Annotated in this window: 19 protein-coding genes and 2 pseudogenes; 15 read left to right on the top strand and 6 right to left on the bottom strand. The window is 49.1% G+C overall.

Annotation, left to right across the window (positions count from 1 at the left end; translation table 11 throughout):
- Positions 1 to 49: 49 nt before the first annotated feature.
- Complete coding sequence (locus tag IEY34_RS14240) at positions 50 to 2,653, bottom strand: Ig-like domain-containing protein (protein WP_229757640.1); 2,604 nt, start codon at positions 2,651 to 2,653, stop codon at positions 50 to 52.
- Positions 2,654 to 2,944: 291 nt separating this feature from the next.
- Between IEY34_RS14240 and IEY34_RS14235 the strand changes: the two genes are divergently transcribed.
- Positions 2,945 to 4,684: a methyl-accepting chemotaxis protein gene (locus tag IEY34_RS14235; RefSeq protein ID WP_189012535.1), complete on the top strand. Its 1,740-nt coding sequence runs from the start codon at positions 2,945 to 2,947 to the stop codon at positions 4,682 to 4,684.
- A gap of 21 nt (positions 4,685 to 4,705) precedes the next feature.
- Positions 4,706 to 5,023: pseudogene (locus IEY34_RS38125) on the top strand (transposase zinc-binding domain-containing protein); the annotation flags it as partial.
- Between the two features lie 693 nt (positions 5,024 to 5,716).
- Here IEY34_RS38125 and IEY34_RS14225 read toward each other — a convergent pair.
- A complete protein-coding gene (locus IEY34_RS14225; protein WP_189012533.1) occupies positions 5,717 to 7,006 on the bottom strand; it encodes a glycoside hydrolase family 18 protein in 1,290 nt (429 codons plus the stop codon).
- Positions 7,007 to 7,183: 177 nt separating this feature from the next.
- On the opposite strand from IEY34_RS14225, the gene IEY34_RS14220 reads away from it, so the two are divergent.
- The 6 genes and pseudogenes from IEY34_RS14220 to IEY34_RS14200 all read left to right on the top strand — a co-directional run bounded on the left by IEY34_RS14220 (position 7,184) and on the right by IEY34_RS14200 (position 10,141).
- Entirely contained in the window at positions 7,184 to 7,963 is a 780-nt protein-coding gene (locus tag IEY34_RS14220; protein ID WP_189012532.1) for a hypothetical protein, read from the top strand.
- Between the two features lie 4 nt (positions 7,964 to 7,967).
- On the top strand, positions 7,968 to 8,420 hold the full coding sequence (locus IEY34_RS14215) for a hypothetical protein (protein WP_189012531.1): 453 nt from the start codon (positions 7,968 to 7,970) through the stop codon (positions 8,418 to 8,420).
- Between the two features lie 163 nt (positions 8,421 to 8,583).
- Positions 8,584 to 8,787 (top strand): annotated as a pseudogene (locus IEY34_RS37305) (YiaA/YiaB family inner membrane protein); the annotation flags it as partial.
- Entirely contained in the window at positions 8,779 to 9,036 is a 258-nt protein-coding gene (locus IEY34_RS14210) for a YiaA/YiaB family inner membrane protein (protein ID WP_268240131.1), read from the top strand. The pseudogene IEY34_RS37305 and the gene IEY34_RS14210, both read left to right, overlap by 9 nt.
- 107 nt (positions 9,037 to 9,143) lie before the next feature.
- On the top strand, positions 9,144 to 9,659 hold the full coding sequence (locus IEY34_RS14205; RefSeq protein ID WP_189012529.1) for a CBO0543 family protein: 516 nt from the start codon (positions 9,144 to 9,146) through the stop codon (positions 9,657 to 9,659).
- A complete protein-coding gene (locus IEY34_RS14200; protein WP_189012528.1) occupies positions 9,656 to 10,141 on the top strand; it encodes a CBO0543 family protein in 486 nt (161 codons plus the stop codon). Before IEY34_RS14205 ends, IEY34_RS14200 begins: the two co-directional genes overlap by 4 nt.
- A gap of 144 nt (positions 10,142 to 10,285) precedes the next feature.
- Here IEY34_RS14200 and xylA read toward each other — a convergent pair whose 3' ends face one another.
- A complete protein-coding gene (gene xylA / locus IEY34_RS14195) occupies positions 10,286 to 11,605 on the bottom strand; it encodes a xylose isomerase (RefSeq protein WP_189012527.1) in 1,320 nt (439 codons plus the stop codon).
- A 181-nt stretch (positions 11,606 to 11,786) separates the two neighbouring features.
- Between xylA and IEY34_RS14190 the strand changes: the two genes are divergently transcribed.
- Positions 11,787 to 12,962, top strand: coding sequence for an ROK family transcriptional regulator (locus tag IEY34_RS14190; RefSeq protein WP_189012526.1), 1,176 nt, complete (start codon positions 11,787 to 11,789; stop codon positions 12,960 to 12,962).
- Positions 12,963 to 13,111: 149 nt separating this feature from the next.
- Positions 13,112 to 13,630, top strand: a complete 519-nt coding sequence (locus tag IEY34_RS14185) for a Crp/Fnr family transcriptional regulator (RefSeq protein WP_189012525.1) — start codon at positions 13,112 to 13,114, stop codon at positions 13,628 to 13,630.
- On the opposite strand, the gene hmpA is transcribed toward IEY34_RS14185, so the two are convergent.
- Complete coding sequence (hmpA, locus tag IEY34_RS14180) at positions 13,625 to 14,839, bottom strand: NO-inducible flavohemoprotein (RefSeq protein WP_189012524.1); 1,215 nt, start codon at positions 14,837 to 14,839, stop codon at positions 13,625 to 13,627. The two genes, IEY34_RS14185 and hmpA, sit on opposite strands and share 6 nt — an antisense overlap.
- A 635-nt stretch (positions 14,840 to 15,474) precedes the next feature.
- On the opposite strand from hmpA, the gene IEY34_RS14175 reads away from it, so the two are divergent.
- Together IEY34_RS14175 and IEY34_RS14170 are read left to right on the top strand one after the other, a co-directional pair.
- Positions 15,475 to 16,983 carry a hypothetical protein gene (locus IEY34_RS14175; RefSeq protein WP_229757639.1) on the top strand — a complete coding sequence of 503 codons (1,509 nt, stop codon included), beginning with the start codon at positions 15,475 to 15,477 and terminating at the stop codon, positions 16,981 to 16,983.
- A 15-nt stretch (positions 16,984 to 16,998) separates the two neighbouring features.
- Positions 16,999 to 17,733 carry a metallophosphoesterase family protein gene (locus IEY34_RS14170; protein ID WP_189012522.1) on the top strand — a complete coding sequence of 245 codons (735 nt, stop codon included), beginning with the start codon at positions 16,999 to 17,001 and terminating at the stop codon, positions 17,731 to 17,733.
- Between the two features lie 133 nt (positions 17,734 to 17,866).
- On the opposite strand, the gene IEY34_RS37300 is transcribed toward IEY34_RS14170, so the two are convergent.
- Positions 17,867 to 17,995 (bottom strand): hypothetical protein, encoded by a 129-nt coding sequence (locus tag IEY34_RS37300; RefSeq protein ID WP_268240130.1) that lies wholly within the window; start codon positions 17,993 to 17,995, stop codon positions 17,867 to 17,869.
- A 336-nt stretch (positions 17,996 to 18,331) separates the two neighbouring features.
- Positions 18,332 to 18,967 carry an FMN-dependent NADH-azoreductase gene (locus tag IEY34_RS14165; RefSeq protein ID WP_189012521.1) on the bottom strand — a complete coding sequence of 212 codons (636 nt, stop codon included), beginning with the start codon at positions 18,965 to 18,967 and terminating at the stop codon, positions 18,332 to 18,334.
- Positions 18,968 to 19,200: 233 nt separating this feature from the next.
- Between IEY34_RS14165 and IEY34_RS14160 the strand changes: the two genes are divergently transcribed.
- The 3 genes from IEY34_RS14160 (at position 19,201) to IEY34_RS14150 (ending at position 21,947) form a co-directional block, all read left to right on the top strand.
- The gene (locus tag IEY34_RS14160) at positions 19,201 to 20,235 is read left to right on the top strand and encodes an agmatine deiminase family protein (RefSeq protein WP_189012520.1); all 1,035 of its coding nucleotides are present in this window, start codon (positions 19,201 to 19,203) and stop codon (positions 20,233 to 20,235) included.
- A 10-nt stretch (positions 20,236 to 20,245) separates the two neighbouring features.
- On the top strand, positions 20,246 to 21,121 hold the full coding sequence (gene aguB, locus IEY34_RS14155; protein ID WP_189012519.1) for an N-carbamoylputrescine amidase: 876 nt from the start codon (positions 20,246 to 20,248) through the stop codon (positions 21,119 to 21,121).
- Positions 21,122 to 21,509: 388 nt separating this feature from the next.
- The gene (locus IEY34_RS14150; RefSeq protein ID WP_189012518.1) at positions 21,510 to 21,947 is read left to right on the top strand and encodes a YkvA family protein; all 438 of its coding nucleotides are present in this window, start codon (positions 21,510 to 21,512) and stop codon (positions 21,945 to 21,947) included.
- The last annotated feature ends 60 nt before the right edge of the window (positions 21,948 to 22,007 follow it).

Genomic DNA, 22,007 nt, shown 5'->3' with positions numbered 1-22,007 from the left:
ATATAGAAAAACCGTTGTTTCCATGAAGGAAACAACGGTTTGGCTGAGCTTATTTCGTAACCGTTACCTGAACGGTTGTTCTCATGTTGGAGTAGGTGACCGTAATGCGGGCGGACCCTTTACCGGTTGCGCGGATAACGCCATCTTTCACATCAGCAATCATAATGTTGGAAGAGGTCCAAAGCGCTGGCTTGGTGACCTCTTCTTCCGATCCGTCTGTGTAAGTGGCTATAGCTTCAATTTTAGCTGTTTTGCCTTCTTGAAGCTCAACTTTGACGACATCCGTTTTCAAATATTTCAGGGAATCGATCTCTACAGGAATAGCGATTGTTTTACCGCCAAACGATCCAGTAATGGTCGTTTTGCCAGATGCTGTTGCGGTGAATAGTCCGTTCACAACAGTCCCTAATTTGTAAGAAGACACTTTCCATGTAGCCGTGGAGGTGACATCTTTAATGGTCCCATCGGCCAATGTCGCTGTCAGCTTCAGTTGGACTTGATCCCCGCTTTTGGTAACGAAGAAAGATTTATCAGCCACAAGTGCTTGAATCACACCGATTTCTACCGGAATCGTAACCGTTTTGCCGCCATAGACAGCTGTGATGGTTGCTTTCCCGCGAGAAACGGATGTTACAACCCCTTTGGAAACGGAGGCAATTGCACTGTTGCTCGTTTTCCATTCCGCCTCATTCGTGACTGAACGCGTAGCGCCGTCTAAGTCTGTAGCGGTTAGTGTAATGCTTCTCGTTTCGTTAAGGTCGAATACTAGCGATGTTACATTTGCTGAAAGATCACTGGCCATATCAACCTGAACAGGAATGGTAACTGTTTTGTTATCTAGTTGAGCTGTCAGCGTAGTTTCGCCCGAAGCGATTGCTTTCACTTTGCCGGCATCAACTGTAGCCGCTTTGACATTGCTGCTTGTCCAGATAACATCGGAAGTTACATCTTTCGTTGTCTCATCGGTGTATAGGGCAGTTGCTTTTAATGTAACCGCATCGCCTTTTTTCATCACCAGTTTTTCTTGGTTGACTGTTAAGCTTTTGAGAACACCAACAGATACTTGAATGACTGCTGTACGAGTGCCATATTTGGCTGTGATGGTTGCTGCGCCTGTCGCTAAACCGGAAATTGCTCCGGAGCGAGCTTCAGCGATATCTTTGGAGCTTGTTGACCACTCCGCCTTGGAAGTGACATCAACAGATCCACGGCCATCTTTGAAATCGGCCATCAGAACAATGGATTCAGACCCGCCAATTTGTAAATTTACGATTTTCTTGCTGGGCTTAATAATCGTCGGGATATCGACTTCAACTTTGGTTGTCGTTGTTTTGCCGCCGTAGGTTGCGGTAATTGTAGCAATACCGGATTTATACGTAGTGACTTTTCCTTTACTAACAAAGGCAACGGCATCATCATCTACAGTCCAAACTGCGCTGTCTGCCACTGGGCCAGTTGTTCCATCCGCATAAGTAGCGGTCAGAATAAGCGTTTGGGAATCACCCACTTTGAGAGATATAAGATCTGTATTAACAACAAGTCGGCGTGGAACTTCTACGTCAATGGTGGCTGTCACGACTTTCTCGCCATATTTGGCATAAATAGTTGCTTCCCCGGTAGCTATTGCCGAAATCTTTCCTTTGGTCACCTGCACGATGTCCGCATCACTGGAAGCCCATTCGGCACGGTCTGTAAAATCATCTGTGCTTCCGTTAGCATAAGTCGCTGTCAACTTCAGCACATCTGTCGTATTTTTCTTCATTAATAGATTTTTCTTGTTTAAATCGATTTTAAGCGTACTGTCCACATCTACTTTGATGGTTGTGGACTTCGTGCCATACGTAGCCGTTAAGGTAGCCGTTCCTACACTGTAACCTTTCACTGTGCCTTTGATCGCGTCAGCTACGCTCGGTTTGTCTGTGGTCCATACAGCTTTCTCGGAGATATCCTCGTCGATAGTGCCGTCTGGGTAGGTGGCTATCAGTTTAATTTTCTCTGTCCCATTCAACAGCAAGGAGACTTCTGGTTTCTCAGCATCAATACGTCTTACTACTTCAACATCAACAGGCAATGTCAACGTTTGATTCATATACTTGATTGTCACAGTTGCGCTGCCGGGATTCTGTCCTTTCACTAACCCGTTCGTTACAGTAACAATAGAGCTTGCATCTACCGTGTAATCGGCCTTGCTCGTTACAATCTCGGATGAGCCGTCATCATAATAAGCGGTAATGATAAGTTGATCACTTGCATTCAAACGGAGGTCCAGAGAGGACTTGTTTTTAGTTAATGACTTGACCTTCTTGCTAACCGTAACGTTAACAATCTCGGTTTTGCCCATATACGTAGCAGTAATGACTGCTGTACCTTCTTTCTTAGCTGTTACAACGCCTGCATAGACGGAAGCTACGTCTGCCGTACCGGAATTCCAGTCCGTTTTGACGGTAGCATTCTCTGTAGATCCACTTACGAAAATAGCGGTTGCCGTTAAATTCGCAGTATCTCCAACTTGCAAGGCAAGCTCGTTCTTATTCAGGACAAGTTTGGAAATTGATTCAGCAGCCAATGCAATTCCTGTAAATAAAGTTTGACTCGCTAGGGCGAAAATGATGAGCATCGAAAACCACTTACTATATCTAGACTTCGACTTCACGCTTTGTTACCTCCTGTTGTTCCTTTATTAAGTAATTAAAAATGAAAAATTTGGAACAGTTATTTATATTTATCGGTTTGCAAGGGCTGAAAATGAATAGATACCATAAGAAATCACTGCATTTAACGAGTTAAGAATAGGTAAATGCGACGTTGAAAAAAAGAAACTTAACACAATAAAAACAAATAAAAAAAACTTAATTAACTTGCGTTTAATCCGTTCTTTACAAAACTCTGTTATAGTTGACCTATCTGGTAGGTTTTTATATAGAGAGGGAGAGGGAGAAAAATAATGAGAGTATTTCAGGTTAACAGGCTAGCAGCAGATATGAGGATAAGCCATAAAATATTGACCCTAAATGTCGTGGCGGTTATTTTTCTTGTGCTCTTAACGGCGACCAGCTTCTTTTTTCTACGGGATATGGATCATAATGCGGAAAAGATGTATGAAGATGATTATTTGCCTACGACTTGGATCAATAAAGCAGAGAGCAATGTACATACGATGAATGATCGATTATTGGAATATATGCTGGCACCGGACCCCCACTACAAGGAAGTGTTGGATAATGAAATGAGCAAAATCCGCAGCCAGACGAATCTGCAGCTGGATGATTATGAAAAGTCGTTAGGTGGTGAGCCTGTAGGCGAGCTATGGATGTCCAAGCTGAAAAAAGCGTTGCTCAGTTATGAGGAAGATCAGAAAAAAGTGAAGAGTTTATCAGCAGCCGGGCAGGATAAAGAGGCCTACCAGTATTATAAGACTCATATAAAAAGTACGATGGAGGACATCAGCGGTTATATTGAAAGTTTGCAGCAGGATCGTCTGGAAACCTCGGGAGCGCTGAATAAAGAGCGAATTTCGCAATACAACCGTTTGATTTGGACTTTGATCCTCTCGTCGCTTGCGGCCATTGTTGTCTTTTACTTTTTCGGCAGATGGATAGCATCGCTGATAGTTAAGCCGCTGAGGGCAATGCAAGTGCTCATGGCCGAAGCCGAGACAGGCAATCTGTCCCAGCAGGCGACGCACGATCTTGCCAAGGATGAAGTCGGCATGCTCCATCGATCTTTCCAGGCGATGCTGTTCAGCCTGCGGGCCTTCATTGGAGATGTGCAGCGGGGAGCGCATGTGCTAGCTCAGCAAGCGGAACAGTTTGCCGGGAATGCGGAGCAAAGCAAGCTGGCGGCGGAGACGATAGCGGTATCGACCGATGTGCTGTCTCATAGCATACAAAAGCAAGTAGCTATAGTAACGGAGACGCTAACGACCATCCAGGCTATGAAGGGGGAATTAGCGGTCATTCACGGGGACAGCCTCCATATGGCGCAGCTGGCAGAGGAGGCGACGGATAGTTCCCACGCCGGCATGGAATCCGTTCAGACGATGAAGGAACGAATCGGTCTTGTATTCAATCAAGTCTCAGCGGCTGGGACGATCGTGGATGAACTTCGTTACAGCTGTGGACAAATCAGCTCGATTACAGGGGTAATCGCGGAGATCGCAGAGCAGACGAATCTGCTTGCACTGAATGCTGCCATTGAAGCAGCCAGGGCGGGGGATAGCGGTAGAGGGTTCAATATCGTAGCAGGTGAGGTCCGCAAGCTGTCTGGACAAACCAACGAAGCAGCGAAACAAATCGCTATTCTTCTGCATGAGATCGAGCGGAAAGCCAGAGACGTTGATAGTGTCATGAAGCAAGGGATGAAGCTGACGGAAGATGGCGTAGCCGCCTCTTCGCAGGTGAATGACTCACTGGTCTTCATGAAGGATGCTTTCAGCGGCGTTTCAAGAAAGGTCGAAGTGGTGGGTGCGGCGATCACGCATGTGGCGACCCGCAGCGATGAAGTCGTTGCCTTTATGGAAAACGTGACTGTATCTGCACAGAAGGGAGCGTCTTCCAGTCAAGATTCGGCTGCGGCCAACGAAGAGCAATTGGCGATGATGGAGGAAATTTCCTTCTCCTCCAAGAGTTTGTTCGATATGGCCGAGCAGCTTCAGCAGGCGGTTGGTCGATTCCGTGTCGAATAGAAAGTATAAGGGAAACAGGACATCTTACACCGACTTTTCTTTGATGAGAATCGGCAATGGCAAGCCTTTATAAGCAAGCATGGCAAAAAGATACGTCCCATAGTGCTGAAAGAAATCCAAAAATTTCGAGATTGTGGAGACCCGAATTAAGGGTTCAAGCTGCTCGCATGTGAAGGGTGCCACGATCTTAAGGTGGTGCCCTATCTGTGTAGGGACGTTTTCTGCACGACGTATTCATGCGGAGAAGCGGAAGAGTGGAGCCGGGGCTTGTCTGAGGACGTATGTCAAGTCAACCATAGACAGGGCATCTTGACAAACGACGAAGGTTTAAGAGACATGTCGATGATTGGGGTGGGTGAAGCTTGCCCAGAATTTCAATGTTGGAGATTGACGCCAGTTGCCAGGATTGGGTTGTAGGCCATCCCAGCACGATGGAGTAATTCGATGCCAGAATGAGATCCTCTAGCCTAGCTATCGCGCGGAGCTAAGGGAACGTTAAGCCGCGATAATAGTGAAATGTGTCAGGATAGCGAGTTTGAGGGAACTACAGTGCGCTATAATTCTGAAAACCGCTATATTCCGCTTCAAAAGGAACTATGATCCTCTATTTCACCATTTCCCGGTTGGAATTAGCAGGTTCCACTTAAATTGCGTATCTCAGTTCTCTTTCATGCTGCGTTTACCCCAGTTCCCTCCGTTTAGCGGATCATAGTTCCTTTTCACACGACGCTCTCTGTCATTGCACAGTCCAAAGAGGACTAGGATCCGCTATATTGCTGAAAACATCTAATGAACTGTAGGATGCTTATAGACCGGAAAATGGCTACTTTGGCGATATAATGAACTGGATTAACGCTATCGTGCAAATTTTAGGCGGAAAGGTGATCATTTGCTTGAAATAGGGCATCAGGGATTCATTCGAATTTCAGAATGAGCGATTTTGACCGAATAAAGGGTGTTGAGTTCGTTAGGGGGCTTGGGTTTGCCTCAAGGTGCATGGACTGGATGACCTAGCCGTAGGCTGGGCTTTTCTCATGCGCGTTTCACGACATTGAAATGATCTTCCAGCAGCAGCCAGTTCTGCGGGAATTTAAGACCGAGCTTCCAATAGCTGATGCCGCGCAAGCCAAGCTCTTTAAGTAAACGGAATTTGGCTTGTATGGAGCGGGCATCTTCGAACCAGACAGTGTGCTCTTTGCCATTATCATCCCAGTAGTTGAAATGGGGCGCTTGTGCCTTGTGATCATACAAGATCTGCGAGTTGAATCTGCGAGCAAGCTGGATAGCTGCCTGTGGCGAGACAGCTTTGGCGAATTCGCCGCCTTTGACGAAGGGCAGTGTCCAGTCGTAGCCATACAGATTTTGACCCATCATGATTTTGGAAGCGGGCATTTCGCTAATCGCGTATTCGAGCACTTTGCGGACGGGGCCAATCGGCGATACGGCCATTGGCGGGCCGCCGCTGTAGCCCCATTCATAGGTCATAATGACGACGAAGTCGGCAATCTGACCATGCGCTCTGTAATCGTGAGCAGAGTACCACTCGCCGGCTTGCGCAGCACTGGTCTTGGGCGCGAGGGCGGTGGACATCAGGTAGCCTTGTTGATGAATCTGATCCGCTGCTTTGCGCAGGAACCGGGTATAGGCATCGCGGTCATCGGGATACAGATGCTCGATATCAAAGTGGATATCCCTGAAGCCATATTGCCTTGCCGTCGTTTGGATCGTCTGGAGCAGACGGTTTTGGATGGCTTCATCCGTTAGGAAGAGATGGCCCAGCTCAGCGCTGAACTGATCATTCTCCAAGTTGGTTACAACCATCATCAACGTAACGTTATACTGCTTGGCAATGGCACCCAGATCATCTAATGGGGGAACTTGCAGCGTGCCATCGCGCTTGATGCGGAAGCTGAAGGGGGCTAAGTACGTCAGATGAGGGGCCGCTTCCTTGGCAGACTGAATCAAGTTGGGCGCTACATCGGTGCCTCGGGGTTCCAGATAAGCATTCACCTCAGCTTGTGTACGCGGAGTTGGGGGGATATACAAGCGAAAGCCGGCGGGAAGCGGCTGGTAGACGGTAATGCCATTCATCTTAGCCAGGTTCTGTAGATCGAGTCCGAGTTTGTTGGCAATCAGATAGAGACTTTCGCCGGACTGCACCCAATAATACGAGCCTGCAATCGGAATAACCAGTGCCTGTCCGATAACCAGTGATTGACTGGGCGTCATCTCATTGGCGTCTGCGATGGCGTCTGCTGATACGCCATATACCTGCGAAAGGCGATACAACGTCTGTCCTCTCTGGACTACGTGAATTTGCATGGGAGTTCCTCGCTTTCTTCGTAAGCAAAGGATTGCATCCGAGCCTACTTTTTCTTTTACCATATTCGAAAGGGCGGCTCTGGGTGTATGTCTCGGGAAACTAATTTATCGATGTATATCTTGCTTGGGAAAGAAGATACTACAACAATTGGAAATCAATTCACAAGGAAGCTGTCCATGAGACCCAAACCACGTCGTCAAATCGCTTTTCTAAGCTTAGTAGGCATTACTCAACTCCATTTGCGCAATCCGCTCATCATCACCTGGTGGTCTGCCGCTTTTCCCGGATTCGGTCATTTGCTCTTATCTAAATATTTGCGCGGTTTTATTCTAATCGGGTGGGAAATGTTCATTAATAGTCAAATGCACCTGAATGAAGCGATGGTCTACACGTTTATAGGCCAATTTGAGCAAGCCAGTGAAGTGATGCAAATTCGTTGGATGTCGCTCTACGCGCCTGTTTATTTATTCGCCATCTATGACAGCTACCGGACAAGCATTGATTTGAATCATCAATATATTCTGGCCAAGAGGGAAAATGCTCCGATCGTGCCTTTTAAGATGGGTATCATAGAAATCAACTATCTGGATAAGCGCTCACCATCGATGGCGGTTGTTTGGTCAATGCTGATGCCAGGCATGGGGCAATTGTTGACCCATCGCATTCTGAATGCTTTCTTTGTTCTGGGGACTTGGATTTTAATTTGTTACTGGTCGCATTTGCTGGAAGGCCTTCACTATTTGCTGATGGGCGATTTAGCGCGTTCAGCGAAGGAAGTTAATAGGCACTGGTTCTTATTCCTGCCATCTATTTATGCTTTCGCTGTCTATGATGCTTATGTGACTACGGTTGAATACAACAAGTTATTTGATCATGAGCAGGCTAATCTGTTAAAGGCAGAGTATCAAGATCAACGATTCGTATTTCCGCGATCTCCATCTCGTAGAGGAGGGTGAAATTATGCATGTTATCGCTTCATTCAACCATTCGATTTATGTGGAAATGGCGATTACTGCCCTAGAAGAGGCGGGGATTATGAAGGAGAATATCTATGCAGTCCCTCTGCATCAGAGGGCTCAGAAGCTTAGGATGTTTGACAGCATCACAGGTTCAGACGGTACGAGTTTGTTCGACCTAGGTGCTGCTCTGGCCACGGCATGCGCAGTCATAGGCTCATCCTATGGTTTCATTCTGACGGGTGGACCCATTCTGTGGGGTATAATTGGCGCTGCAACAGGTTTCCTGGTTGGGTTTACCATTGATGTATCTCGGCAAAAGAAAAGGGCTATTGCAGCATCCAGCAATCAAAAATCCGAAGTTATTGTGCTTGTCGCTTGTGTGAAAGACGAAATTGCCCCTATCCAGGAAGTCTTCTGGGAGCATCTTGCTTATGGTGTTGCCATATGTGAATAGCAGGGGTTAAGCGGAAGTTTAGCCTCTTTATGATGTCGTGTGCAAGCAAGGATGAGGTACTATTGGTAAATAGTACTATCTGAGATGCGGGTGTTCTCCTATAATAAGGACCAAGAGCACGATATCAAAGCGTTGCAGCAGCAACCACAGGGGGACTTTTGAGATGAATAACACTCGGAGACGAAATACAACAGCGTTCACTTTCATGGCTTGGGCATCTTTCATTGGCGCATTTCTGGCTATGTTCATCGGGATTTATACCTTGGAGGAATCGCTAAGTGTCAAAGGCTATTTCGCCGTATGTGCCTTGTTTCTGACCATGTCCGCCTTCGTTCTGCAGAAGGTCATCCGGGATAATTTGGAGGATGGCTATGGCAACCGCAAAAGAAATACAGCAGCATTCACTTTCCTGGCCTGGAGTTCTTTCGCCCTGGCGCTGCTCGGTATGTTTATAGGGATTATTAACTTGGAACAGCTGCTTTCAGTGAAGGGTTATTATGCGGTTACGGCGCTATTCCTTACGATGTCGTCTTTCGTCCTGCAGAAAACTGTGCGTGATAACAATGATGATGAACCTTTATTGCCACTGGTTGAAAATAAAGTCGAAGAACTTTAAGGGATATACTAAATGAAACGAGCCTTAGAAGCGATTCTGGGAGGCTCGTTTTTTGATATTTATGGGGATAAACAAAAGTTAAAAGGGCATATTGGGATAATAGGACAATGTGTAGAAAGGCTGAGGATATGTCCGTAGAGCGAGCTATTTTAATTTTGGCTTGGGTGATCTGTATGACTCTCATGCCCATCTTAGTTCCGAAGAATCGCATCAGGCAAGCAGTGCTTTTATTTCTTTCCACGCAATTAATTACCTGGGTGTTGAGTGTCATGTTTGTGGAATGGGGTTTTTATGAAAATCCGATTCGTGAATTTCCTGCGGCATCCGGGAGTAATTTTACGAATAACTATCTCTTGTTTCCCTTTATATCAACCATGTTCTCCTTGTACTATCCAAATTCTAAGAGCAGCGTTCTGAAATGGTTGTTTCAGGCGCGTTTCGTTATAGCCATTGGGACGTATTGTGCCCTTATTTCGAAGTACAGCAATCTGCTGGAGTATAGGCATTTCAATGTCTACTTTCACATGTTGGTGATTTGGGCCGTTCTGAACATAACCAGAAAATATGAAGGTTGGTTTTTCTCTAAAGAAGGCAGTTCAGGAAAGGTAGACAACCCGGTATGAGTTTGATGGCAGAGCGAATGATCCTGGTAGCTGTATGGGGCGTTTCCCTGATAGGGCTGGTGCTCGTGCCCAAGCGGCATCGACGTAAAGCGCAGGTTGCTTTTCTATTTCAACAGTTTCTGACCTGGATTCTGGGACTTATTGTTGTTCAGAACGGTTGGTTGTCCTATCCGCTCAGGGAGCTTAAACATAACTTTACAAGCCTTACTTTTGAAATTATGGCTTATCCAACGATTGCTGTTTATTTAAATATCTTCTACCCGGCTGGCAAAAGGTTAGGACTGCGAATACTGTACATAGTGGCTTATCCAGCAGGAATTACCCTCCTTGAAATTGTGATTGAGACGTACACGGAGCTGATTGATTATCATTCTTGGAGTTGGTATTGGACCTTTTTGAGTACATGGGTAACTTTGCATCTTTCACTGATCTTCAATCGCTGGTTTTTTCGGGAGAATGATGCAGTAGGGCGTTTCGAGTGACCTAGCGGGTTAATATAGGGGCCAAAATGATGCGAAAATCGCCCCAAATACGCCGATGAATCAGGGGTTGGCGTATCTGGAGCGATAGATTGATGGGGCTCGGGATTTCGGGAACTCAGGAATTCCAATCAGAGTTCCTGCTGATTAGGTGTTGATTAGATATTGATTCACGGTGGCTTTGATCAATTCCAAGCGACCGGATTGGTTCACGATGGCACCATTATGGGCAAGCGCGTAGGCTTCAAGGGATTTGAAGTCGGCTTTGCCGGACACGATATCCGCTCCAATGCCGGATTGGAACGAAGCATAACGCGTGTCGAGGATTTGGTCGAACACCTGATCCTCAATCAATTTGGCAGCTACTTCCAAGCCGCGGGCAAAAGCGTCCATCCCTGCGATGTGAGAGTAAATCACATCAACCGGCTCGAAGGACGTCCGGCGAACCTTGGCGTCGAAGTTCACGCCGCCGCGGCCGATGCCGCCTTCATTGAGCAAGATTTCGTACATCGCAAGCGTAGTCGAGTACAAGTCAGTCGGGAACTCGTCGGTATCCCAGCCAAGCAGCAAGTCGCCTTGGTTCGCATCGATGGACCCAAGGATGCCGTTGATACGAGCTACGCGAAGCTCATGCTCGAACGTGTGCCCAGCAAGCGTGGCGTGGTTGGCTTCCAGGTTTAATTTGAAGTAAGGCAGCAAATCATACTTCTGCAAGAACGATAGCGTCGTAGCTGCATCGAAATCGTATTGGTGCTTGGACGGCTCTTTGGGCTTGGGCTCGATCAGGAATTGACCGGTGTAGCCGATTTCTCGGGCATAATCAACAGCCATGTGCAGGAAGCGGGCCAAGTTATCGAGCTCCAGGCCGAGGTCTGTATTCAGCAGGGTTTCGTAACCTTCGCGACCGCCCCAGAAAACATAGTTCTCAGCGCCAAGCTCCTTGGCATGGTCGAGAGCCTTTTTCACTTGCGCAGCAGCGTAAGCGAAGACGTCTGCATTATTCGTAGTAGCCGCACCGTGCGCGAAGCGCGGGTTTGTGAACATGTTAGCTGTATTCCAGAGCAGCTTTTTGCCGCTGGATGTCATTTTATCTTTGATTAAAGCGACGATCGCATCGAGATTTTGATTTGTTTCTTGCAACGTATCCCCCTCAGGCGCGATATCGCGGTCATGGAACGCGAAGTAGTCGACATCGAGGATGTGGAGCAATTCGAAACAAGCGTCAACACGTGCTTTGGCAAGCTCTAGGCCGGAGTATTGGTCCCAAGCGCGAACCATCGTGCCGCTGCCGAAAGGATCGGAGCCATTAGCGGAAAAGGAGTGCCAGTAAGCGATTGCAAAACGCAGGTGTTCACGCATCGGTTTACCAAGCACGACTTGATCGGGATTATAAAATTTGAAAGATAGCGGATTCCTGGATGTGCGGCCTTCGTACTTAATCGGTTGAATGTTATCAAAGTAGCTCATGAATTCACCCTCCAAATGTAAGTGATAAATGCTTATGCAGTCATCATAGCATCATTCGAATAGTTTGTAAATTCATTAAACAAACTTAGTTGGTGCGAGAAAAAGGCATTCATGGTAAACTTATTTCCATATTCAGCAAAGTGAAAGCAAGACAAGCAATCGAAGCAATATGGGGGCAGGCATGAAACAAACAGGCGACTTGAATCTTGTGAAAAAAATAAATAAATCCATCGTACTTCATCATATACGCACGGACTCACCGATCTCCCGCGCACGGATCGCGGAGATCACAGGGTTGACCAAGGCAACGGTGTCCAGCCTTGTGAATGAACTGATAGAGAGCAGCCTCGTCGATGAAATCGGTGTCGGTGAATCCAGCGGCGGGCGGAAGCCGATGATGCTGCTGTTCAACGGTACGGCCGGTTACGCGATTGGCGTCGATCTGGGCGTACATGATATTCTTGCGGTGCTCACTGACTTAACCGGCAAGGTCGTTCGTGAGAAGCGGGTCAATCATGACAACCCGTCTGCTCAAGAAGTCATAGATTTGCTCAAGGCAACAATTCGCGATCTGATCAACGGCGCGCCGGAAAGCGTCTACGGGATTATAGGCATTGGCATCGGAGTGCCAGGCATCTGCGATGAGGACGGCACGCTCTTGTTCGCGCCGAATCTCGAGTGGGAGAACGTCCCTTTGCAGAAGTACATGGAAGAGACCTTCCATATTCCTGTCGTTATTGACAATGAAGCAAATGCCGGAGCGGTGGGCGAGAAGCAGTTCGGTGCCGGCAGAGAAACGGCTAACCTGGTGTATGTTTCCATCGGCATCGGAATTGGGGCCGGCATCATCATCAAAGGCGAGCTGTACCGCGGAGCCACGGGGTTTTCGGGAGAGATTGGACATATCTCGATCCAGCACGACGGGCCCAAATGCCGCTGCGGCAGCTTAGGCTGTTGGGAGTTGTATGCGTCAGAGCATGCGCTGCTGGAGCGGGCGCGCCAAGAGTTCGGGAGCTCCATTACCCTGGAGATGCTGCTGAGAAAAGCAGAAGCTGGAGATGCCGCAATCATTGCTTTGTTCGAGCGTCTCGGTTACTTTCTCGGTGTTGGCGTCGTCAATATCATCAACAGCTACAATCCGGAGTTCGTCATTCTGGGCGGCCGCTTGGCCGGGGCGGAGAAATGGCTGATGAAGCCGCTGCTTCAACTGTTGGAGAAGCGCTCCCTGCCTCATCCGCGCAAGCTGTTGAACGTGGCGTTTTCTGAGTTGAGCGACCGTTCCACCGTGCTTGGGGCGGCCTCTTTTGCCGTAACCAAATTTTTCGCGTCAACGACTGTGTCCGTAGAGCATAATTGATCTGCAAATCTGTCCATAATTCGTACGGCAGTGGTCGTTTCCTTGCTGGGACTCATGGTATCCGTATGGCTGATTGGCAAGGTGGAACGATAAAAAAGCGATCAGCCTATCCTATGGCTGTCGCTTTTTCTCTTCGAAGGAGAAATTAGATGATCATTCATAAAGGAGAAACCCTGTTCCGCCAAGGAGAAACAGGGGGATTATACCGGCTGAGAAGCGGTTTATTGAAAATTGTTCGCGTCCATGAAGACGGCACGCCGACGCTCGTCAACATCATCGTCCCGGAAGAGACCATCCCGCATCACTCCCTCATGAGTCCGAGTCCCAACTATGGAACTGCTATTGCGCTGGTGACGTGCGACATTGAGACGATTTCGCCGGAAGCATGGTATCGGGATCTGGAGCAGCATCCAGAGAAATTCCGCGCCATTGCGCGGCAATTGCAGGATAAGCTGCGGATGATGCAGCAGCGGATTGATCAGTTGACCGAAGTGACGCCAGCCATGAAGCTAGTGAAGCTTCAACGCTGGATGCATCATTATCTGGGCAGTCTGGTTCTGACCGATGTGTTGACCCAGGAAGAAATCGGCCAATTCATCGGACTGCGCAGAGAGACAGTCAATCGGTTGCTGCGGGAACAAGTGCAGCGCGGTACGAATCTTTTATAAGCTGCCCGCAGGCCCGAAAAACTCAAAATGAATATCTTCCGTCGGAATTTCCCACTCACGAAGCGCCGCATAGATGGCTTTCATGAAAGGGTGGGGACCACAGAAGTAGAAGCAGGCTGCTCGGTTAGGCACAACAGTTTTCAGCCAAGCGAGATCGATGTAACCTTCTTTGTGGAAGGTTTTTTCGCTTAGATCGCGCTCTGTCGGTTTGTCATAGCACCAGTGGACGCTTATATCTTCATGCTGCGCGGCAACGGCTTCTACCTGCTGCTTCAGGGCATGAAGCTGACCGTTCTGAGCGGCATGGATGAAGGTGACCCCGCGATGTGGCTGCTTTGCCGCCAAGGTGTTCAGCATGCTGACCAGAGGGGTAAGGCCTACGCCTCCGCTAATGAGCACAACAGGCCGCGAATCCTGCTGATCCAGGGTGAAGTCGCCAGCAGGCGCTGAGATTGGCAGCACATCACCGATCTCCAGATGCTCATGCAGGTATAGGGATACCTTGCCGCCTGGGCGATCCGCTACAGGATCTTCCCGTTTCACTGTGATTCGGTAATAGCCTTTGTCCGCTGCGTCGGAGAGGCTGTATTGCCGAATATGCGTATGCGTTTCTCCCAGAATTTGGACTTTGACACTTATATATTGCCCAGGTTCATGGGCAGCGAGTGCTCCGCCATCGGCAGGGATCAAGTAAAAGGAAGTGATGACCTCACTTTCTTTGACCTTCCGGACAAGACGGAAGGGCTTGAAGTCTGCCCAGCCGCCTTCTTGTGATTTCGCTTGCTGATACATCTCATTTTCGACACCGATGAAAGCACCAGCGATCACCCCGTAAGCCTCACCCCATGCTTGTAAAATATCTTCTGTAGCTGCTTCGCCGAGCACCTCTTGGATAGCCGCCAGCAGATGCTGACCGACAATCGGATAGTGCTCGGGTAGAACGCCTAGGCTGCGATGTTTATGAGCGATTTGCTTCACGACAGGCAGTATCGCTTCTAACCGATCAATATGCAGGGCAGCGGCATAAACCGCATTCGCTAGCGCTGTCTGTTGTTTGCCTTGTTTTTGATTGGCATGATTGAAGATGTTCAATAGTTCAGGATGCGCGGTGAACAGCATCTCATAGAAACGTTTGGTGATAGCTGTGCCATGAATCTCTAATACAGGGACTGTGGATTTAATAATTTCTATGGTTCGTTGATTTAGCATGTCGGTTGCCCACCTTCGTACAGGATTTCTGTTGATGAGGTAAGTATACGGAAAGCAAAGAAACGGCCGTGTGATTGTAATCACACGAAAATTCAACATTTTGTGTCTGTTTCCACCTCGGCTTATTCGCGCTATACTAGAATGAAGAAATTTCCATTTTGCCAAAGAACAGGAGCATCCTGATGCCGGATTGGTCGTACCATGCGCTATTTCGTCCTTTGTTATTTCGGCTGCCAGGGCGCATCGCTCGCCATTGGACGCTTGAGGCGATAGGCGGATTAAGCCGTATCCCTGGCGGCACCTTCGTAATCAAAACGATGGGGCATATGGAGCTGTCCCCGATCCTGGAGGGGCAGTTGGCCGGGGTGCCGATCGGTTGCCCGATCGGTTTGAGCGGTTCCCTCGATCCCCATGGGACGGCGCACCGAGCGCTGGCCCAATTCGGGATCGGCTATATGGAACTCGGACCCGTTACGGTCCGGGAAGTGCGCTGTGATGCGCCGATTGAGCGCATCACGGGCGAGGAAGCCATCGTGTACCCCGATGGCTATGCGAATGACGGCGCGGACGCGATCGTCGCGCGCCTGCGCAAGGGCACGGGGCATCGCCTGCCGCACTTCGTGCGGCTCACGCCGATGCCGGGAAGTTCGCCGCGCGAAGCGCTCCGCGAGCAGCAGGAGCTGCTCGCGAAGCTGGCGCCGTACGCGGCGGGCTTCTACATCGCTGGCCTCGCCGAAGGCTGGCCAGCGGAAGAGACCCAGGCGTACCTCCGCGAGGTGCGCCAGCTAGCCCTGGCAGCGGCCCCAGGGAAGCCGCTGCTGCTGTACGTGCCGCAGCATATCCCGCTAGGGATGCTGCGTGATATCGCCGCTGCCGACGGCTGGAGCGGCGTGGTGGTGGGCGAAGCGCGGCACGAGGCGGGCACGCGCTGCATCCGCGTCGGCGGCGTGGACGCGCTCGCCGCGCAGCTGGAGCGCGTGCGTCTGCTCCGCGAGACGCTGGGCGCGCAGAGCGCCATCGTTGCGGCTGGCGGGGTGCAGCAGCCGCAGGACGCTCTGGAACTATTGGCGGCTGGCGCGGATAGCGTCCAGCTGCACAGCGGGCTGGTCTATGCGGGGCCAGGGCTGCCCAAGCGCATTAACGAAGCGATTATTTATGATCGCATCAGGGACACGGCAGCGCCTCCGCCGCCTTCCTTCTGGTCGAATTGGGGCTGGATGTATCTGCTTGGCCTCGGCATGATGTTCGGCGGAGTGCTGGCTTGGCTCATTGCCTCGACCACGGTGCTCTTGCCCTATGATGAAACATTTCTCGGCGTAAGCCGAAGTGTCATAAATCGATTTAACGGGCATATTATACATTTCATGTCTCATGACCGGATTACATTGGCGGGGACGATGATTTCGATCGGCATTTTTTATTCGCAATTAGCCAGGCATGGCTTGCAGAGCGGGTTGCACTGGGCGCGGACGGCGGTCATCACCTCGTGTGCCGTAGGATTCAGCAGCTTTTTCCTCTACCTCGGCTACGGTTATTTTGATCCTCTGCATGCTGGGGTTGCGGCAGTTCTGCTGCCCATGCTGCTGTTTACGCTGCGGGGGTTGAAAGATTATCCTTCGCGGAAACCGCCTGGACTGCGGAATGATTCCGTTTGGCGCAGAGCACAATTAGGACAATGCTGCTTCGTTATCCTCGGTTTCGGTCTGGCTATTGGGGGATTAACGATTTCGGGTGTTGGCGTTACCTATGTATTCGTGGACACCGATTTAACCTATATGGGCCTAACAGCCGAGCAATTGGCGGCTTGGAACGATCGCTTGATTCCGCTTATTGCTCATGATCGAGCTGGTTTTGGCGGAGCGCTCTTCTCACTGGCGGTAGCGATTACAGCCTCTGCCTTGTGGGGAGTTGGCCAAGGCGAAAGCTGGCTGTGGTGGACCTTCCTCTGGGGAGGCCTGCCAGGATTCACAGCGGGCCTGTTGATTCATTTTCACATCGGCTATATGAACTTCATTCATTTGCTTCCGGTTTACATAGCTGTCATGCTATATGGTATTGGATTGTACTTGTTGTATCCATTTCTGGTCAGCAGAGCGGGTAAGGTACCGCATGACGACGAGAACGAACGAACAATTTTAACATAAAGGCAGGTGTGGCTTGTGGAGAAGCTAGCGATTATTTCCGATATCCATGGTAATATGCCTGCTTACGAAGCCGTGATGCAGGATATTCAGCAGCGGGCTGTGACACAAATCATTTGTCTGGGAGATTTAGTGGGTAAAGGACCGCATTCGGAGCAGGCCGTGGACCGGGTGCGGGAAGATTGCGATGTCGTGATCATGGGCAATTGGGACGATTTCATTGGAAATCCTACAGAGGACATGATTTTGAAGTGGCAGCAGGAGAGATTGGGCAGTGATCGGATGACGTATTTAAAAGGGCTGCCTTTTTGCTTTGAATTTTGGATGAGCGGTAAGTTTATCAGATTGTTCCATGCCTCGCCTCGCAGTGTTTACGAACGCATTCAGCCGTGGGACACCATGGAAAGTCGGTTGTCGATGTTCGAAGCGTCGGATGCTTGCAGGGAACAGCGGACTGCCGATGTAGCGGGCTATGGCGATGTGCATAATGCTTTTCTGCAAATTCTGAATGGCAAAATGTTGTTCAACACAGGCAGTATAGGCAATCCGCTTGATCTTACGCAAGCCTCCTATGTCCTTCTTGAAGGGCATTACCATAGTAAAGAGCCTGGAGCATTCAATATTCAGCATGTGCGAATTCCGTATGATATTGAACTGGCTGCGCAGCATGCGACGGATGAGGGAATGCCCGATGCGGACGTATACATCAAGGAGCTGCGGATCGGACAATACCGCGGCAGGAAGCAAACTTAACCAGCGTTTTGCCGTCAAACGCCCGAAGAAGATATGCCTTTAGGTAGAGAATAAGAGCCTCCAAAGACTTCTATCTACTCAAAAAGCGGCCGTTTCAGCGCAATAGGAGTCTTTGTGGACCGCTATTTGAGGCTCAGATGGCAAAACCAGCGACTAGGCCAAGAACTCGGGCATCTTCGCCATCTACGATGACTTTAAGAGTGAATTTCAGCGTTAAGTCCAGTTTCCCGCTCATTCCACCCACTTTAACGTTGAAAAACATCCTTAACTCTACCCACGCGTCCCAAACTCGGCATCTACGATGACTTTAAGAGTGAATATCAGCGTTAAGTCCAGCTTCCCGCTCATTCCGCCCACTTTAACGTTGAAAAACATCCTTAACTCCACCCACGCGTCCCAAACTCGGCATCTACTATGACTTTAAGAGTGAATTTCTACTCAAAAAGCGGCTGTTTCAGCGCAAAAGGAGTCTTTGGGGACCGCTATTTGAGGCTCAGGTGGCAAAATGGAGGTATCGGGGCTGAATAAGAGCCCCTAAAGAAAAAGGGCTGTCCCCAAGTAGATGGATCTACGTTGGAACAGCCCTTTTTCTTTGTGCTTAGAAGCTTTTGGCCAGCTCTTGGGCGCGGCTGATCGCTTCTTCTTTAATTTGCTGCGCTTTATCAGGGAATTGATTATGCCCCTCTACGAACAGCCCTTGGAAATCGGTGATGCCGAAGAATCCCATAATGATGCCGATGTAGCGATGCCCTGATTCCATGGCGGCTGCCGGCCCTTCTGAATAAATACCGCCTCTGGCTTGGATATGCAGCGCCTTTTTGCCTGGCAATAAGCCGACAGGACCAGCTTCTGTATATTTAAATGTTTTGCCAGCCGTACACAGTGAATCTAGATAAGCTTTCATGATCGGAGGAAAAGAGAAGTTCCACATCGGTGTGACGAACACATATTTATCCGCAGCGACGAATTGATCGGTTAATTCGCCTAGGCGGCTAACTTTGCTTTGTTCCTCTTGGCTCAAGGTTGAGAAATCTTGGCCACTCCGTAATTTGCCCCAACCGCTAAACACATCGGCGTCAATGTGAGGGACAGCGATGCTGTATAAGTCAATCGGAACGACTTCGTCACTTGGATGGGCTTCCTGGTAGGCGTCAATAAAAGCTTTACCAACGGCCATACTGTAAGAAGTTTGGTGATCATGCGGATGCGCGGTAATGTATAAAATCGTTGCCAAAGTTGATCTTCCTTTCTTCTGGTGGGCTTGTGAACCTTACTAATGTTCATTAAAAGCAGCCAAAGTATGCATTCAGCCAGCTTGCCTTCACCCGTGCAATTGCTAAATTTGTAAAGGGATTTGCATTGAGCCTGAGCTCCTTTTGGGTTATGATGATAGACGGTGCATTTGGCACTATTCTTTGATGTCTACGAGGTCTGCCGACAAATTTATATAAAGTGAGATGGATGACGATGAAACCTACAGATGTAAACTATAAAATGCCAGCCGAATGGACAACCCATGAGCGTACGTTCATTTCCTGGCCTGTGCAAGATTCCATGGTCTACCCTGAAGATCACGCCGTTGTGACGAAGGGCTATGAGGATTTGGTCAAAGCGATTGCTGAGTTTGAGCCCGTGACTGTGGTTGTGAATCCTGCGGAAGTGGAGCAAGTGAAAGCGCGTTTTACGGAGAGCAACGTCGATTTTCTGGAAATCGAGCACAATGATGCTTGGTTCCGAGACAACGGGCCAACGTTCTTGCTGAATGAGCAGCAGGAGATCGCGGCAGTGAACTGGAAGTTCAACGCTTGGGGCGGCAAATATGCGCCTTGGGATCTGGATGACAACGTCGCTCCGCAAATCCTTGCGCATCATGGTGTGAAGCGTTTCGACGCTCCGCTGGTCATGGAAGGCGGGTCCATTCATGTGGATGGAGAAGGTACGCTGCTGACGACGGAAGAATGTCTTCTGAACACGAATCGCAATCCCGATCTGAGCCGCGAAGACATCGAGAATTTGGTGAAATCGTTCGTGAATGTGGAGAAAATCATTTGGCTGAACAAAGGGTTGGACGGGGATGAAACTGACGGTCACGTCGATAACATCGCTTGCTTCGCAGCTCCTGGCAAAGTGATTCTGCAAGTGTGCAACGATCCGTCGGATGCCAACTATGCGATCACCCAAGAAAATTTGGAAATCTTACGCAAAGCTACGGATGCCAAAGGACGCTCTTTGGAAATTATTCAAATCGAGCAGCCGCCTTTAACCTTCTTCGAAGAGCAGCGTCTGACGCTCAGCTATTTGAACTTTTATTTCGTGAACGGCGGCATTATTTTGCCGGTGTTTGGCGGAACGGCGGAAGAGACGGATCGCAAGGCAGAAGCCGTGTTAAGCGCAGCTTTCCCGGATCGCCGTATCCGTACAATTAACGGTATGTCCATCATCAAAGAGGGCGGCAACGTTCACTGCACAACGCAGCAAATGCCAGCAAGCAAGAAAGGGTAGGTGACTTTCAGTGAGAAATGTCAAAGTAGCAGCGACACAAATGAGCTGTTCCGATAACATAGATGAAAACATTCGCAAGGCCGAGGCCTTGGTTCGCCAAGCAGCCGCCAAAGGTGCTCAAATTATTTTGATTCAAGAGCTGTTCGAAACGCCTTATTTCTGCCAAAAAGAGAAATCGGACTACTACCGCTACGCTACTGAGCTGGAAACCAATAAAGCGATTAATCATTTCCGTGAAATCGCCAGGGAGCTGCAGGTCGTTCTGCCAATCAGCTTCTACGAGAAAAAGAATTACGCGCGCTACAACTCGCTGGCTGTTATTGATGCCGATGGCCAAGTTATGGGCACGTATCGTAAAAGTCACATCCCGGATGGTCCAGGGTACGAAGAGAAGTTCTATTTCAATCCCGGCGATACCGGGTTCAAAGTATGGAAAACCCGCTATGCCAAAATCGGCGTAGGCGTATGCTGGGACCAGTGGTACCCGGAAGCAGCCCGCGTTATGGCACTTATGGGTGCTGAACTGCTGTTCTATCCGACAGCGATCGGTTCCGAACCGCAGGATGGATCGATCGATTCCAAGGATCACTGGCAAATGTGCATGCGCGGCCATGCCGCGTGCAATCTGATGCCGGTTATCGCATCCAACCGGATCGGCAAGGAAGTGGATGAGGATTCCAGCATCGACTTCTACGGTTCTTCGTTCATTGCAGGCCCGCAGGGCAACCTGATTGAAGAAGCAGGCCGTACGGAAGAAACCGTACTGGTTGCTGAATTCGACCTCGATCAGTTGGAGATCCAGCGTATCGAGTGGGGGATTTTCCGCGATCGTCGTCCGGACCTGTACAAGAAAATCGCCACCTATGACGGAGATCAGGTGCTGTAAGCGATATTGATCTGAGTTATCTGGAGCGAAATCCAATAGTGAAAGCAAGAGGCTGCCCTTAAGTCATTAAATTGATTTTTGGGACAGCCTCTTTGTGCGCTTGGGATTGTCCCGGGATACCGCGATTGTTGGGGGAATAAGATCATCAAGCTTGCTTATGTATCCCACGCATTCCCTCGCTCATAATTTTCAAGACGATTTCCTCAGTGGTTAGCCCGCCCTTCAACACCTCTAATACCTCCCGAAATACAAATGGTGTATAATTGGTATATGATTTGAATTAGACTTCTCAAAGACAAGGACAGCGGGTTAGTTCTTCAGAAAATGGTTATATATATGGAAAGCAGATCATCAGTGTAGGATCCCAAATGAATGGAGTGATCGGCAGATGGATACAACCAAATATCAAAAATATTTCTCCACCGACGGTTTCTGGTCCAAGCTCAAAAAAATCGCGAAATCAGCAGGAAGCAAGGTTATTTACACGGGATTGCTGCTTTTTTACGCGGTAGAAAGTCCCCAAACCCCATTGAGAGCCAAAGTACAAATCTACGGAGCGCTCGGCTATCTAATTCTTCCACTGGATCTCGTGCCGGATTTGCTGCCGGTTATCGGCTACGTGGATGACTTCAGCGCACTTGGATTGGCGCTGCTAGCTGTCGCTAAGAATATTGACGATGATGTGAAGTATAAAGCGAAGAGCAAGCTGAGGAGTTTGCTTGGAGATGAAGTGATGAACAGCAAGGATATTATCGATATTGACGGCAAGCTGATGGCGGAGAAGCAGAAGGTTGGTACAAAGGGCAGCGTGGATTTAGGAAAGTGATGTCTTAGAGTAAAAAAGCTCCAGTTCCACGTACGCCGTGGAATTGGAGCTTTTTATGTG

Origin of the sequence: Paenibacillus marchantiophytorum (genome assembly GCF_014640555.1) — a bacterium.
GTDB lineage: Bacteria > Bacillota > Bacilli > Paenibacillales > NBRC-103111 > Paenibacillus_E > Paenibacillus_E marchantiophytorum.
Note: the sequence above shows the minus strand (reverse complement) of the source record. Positions and strands in the feature narration are given on the sequence as shown.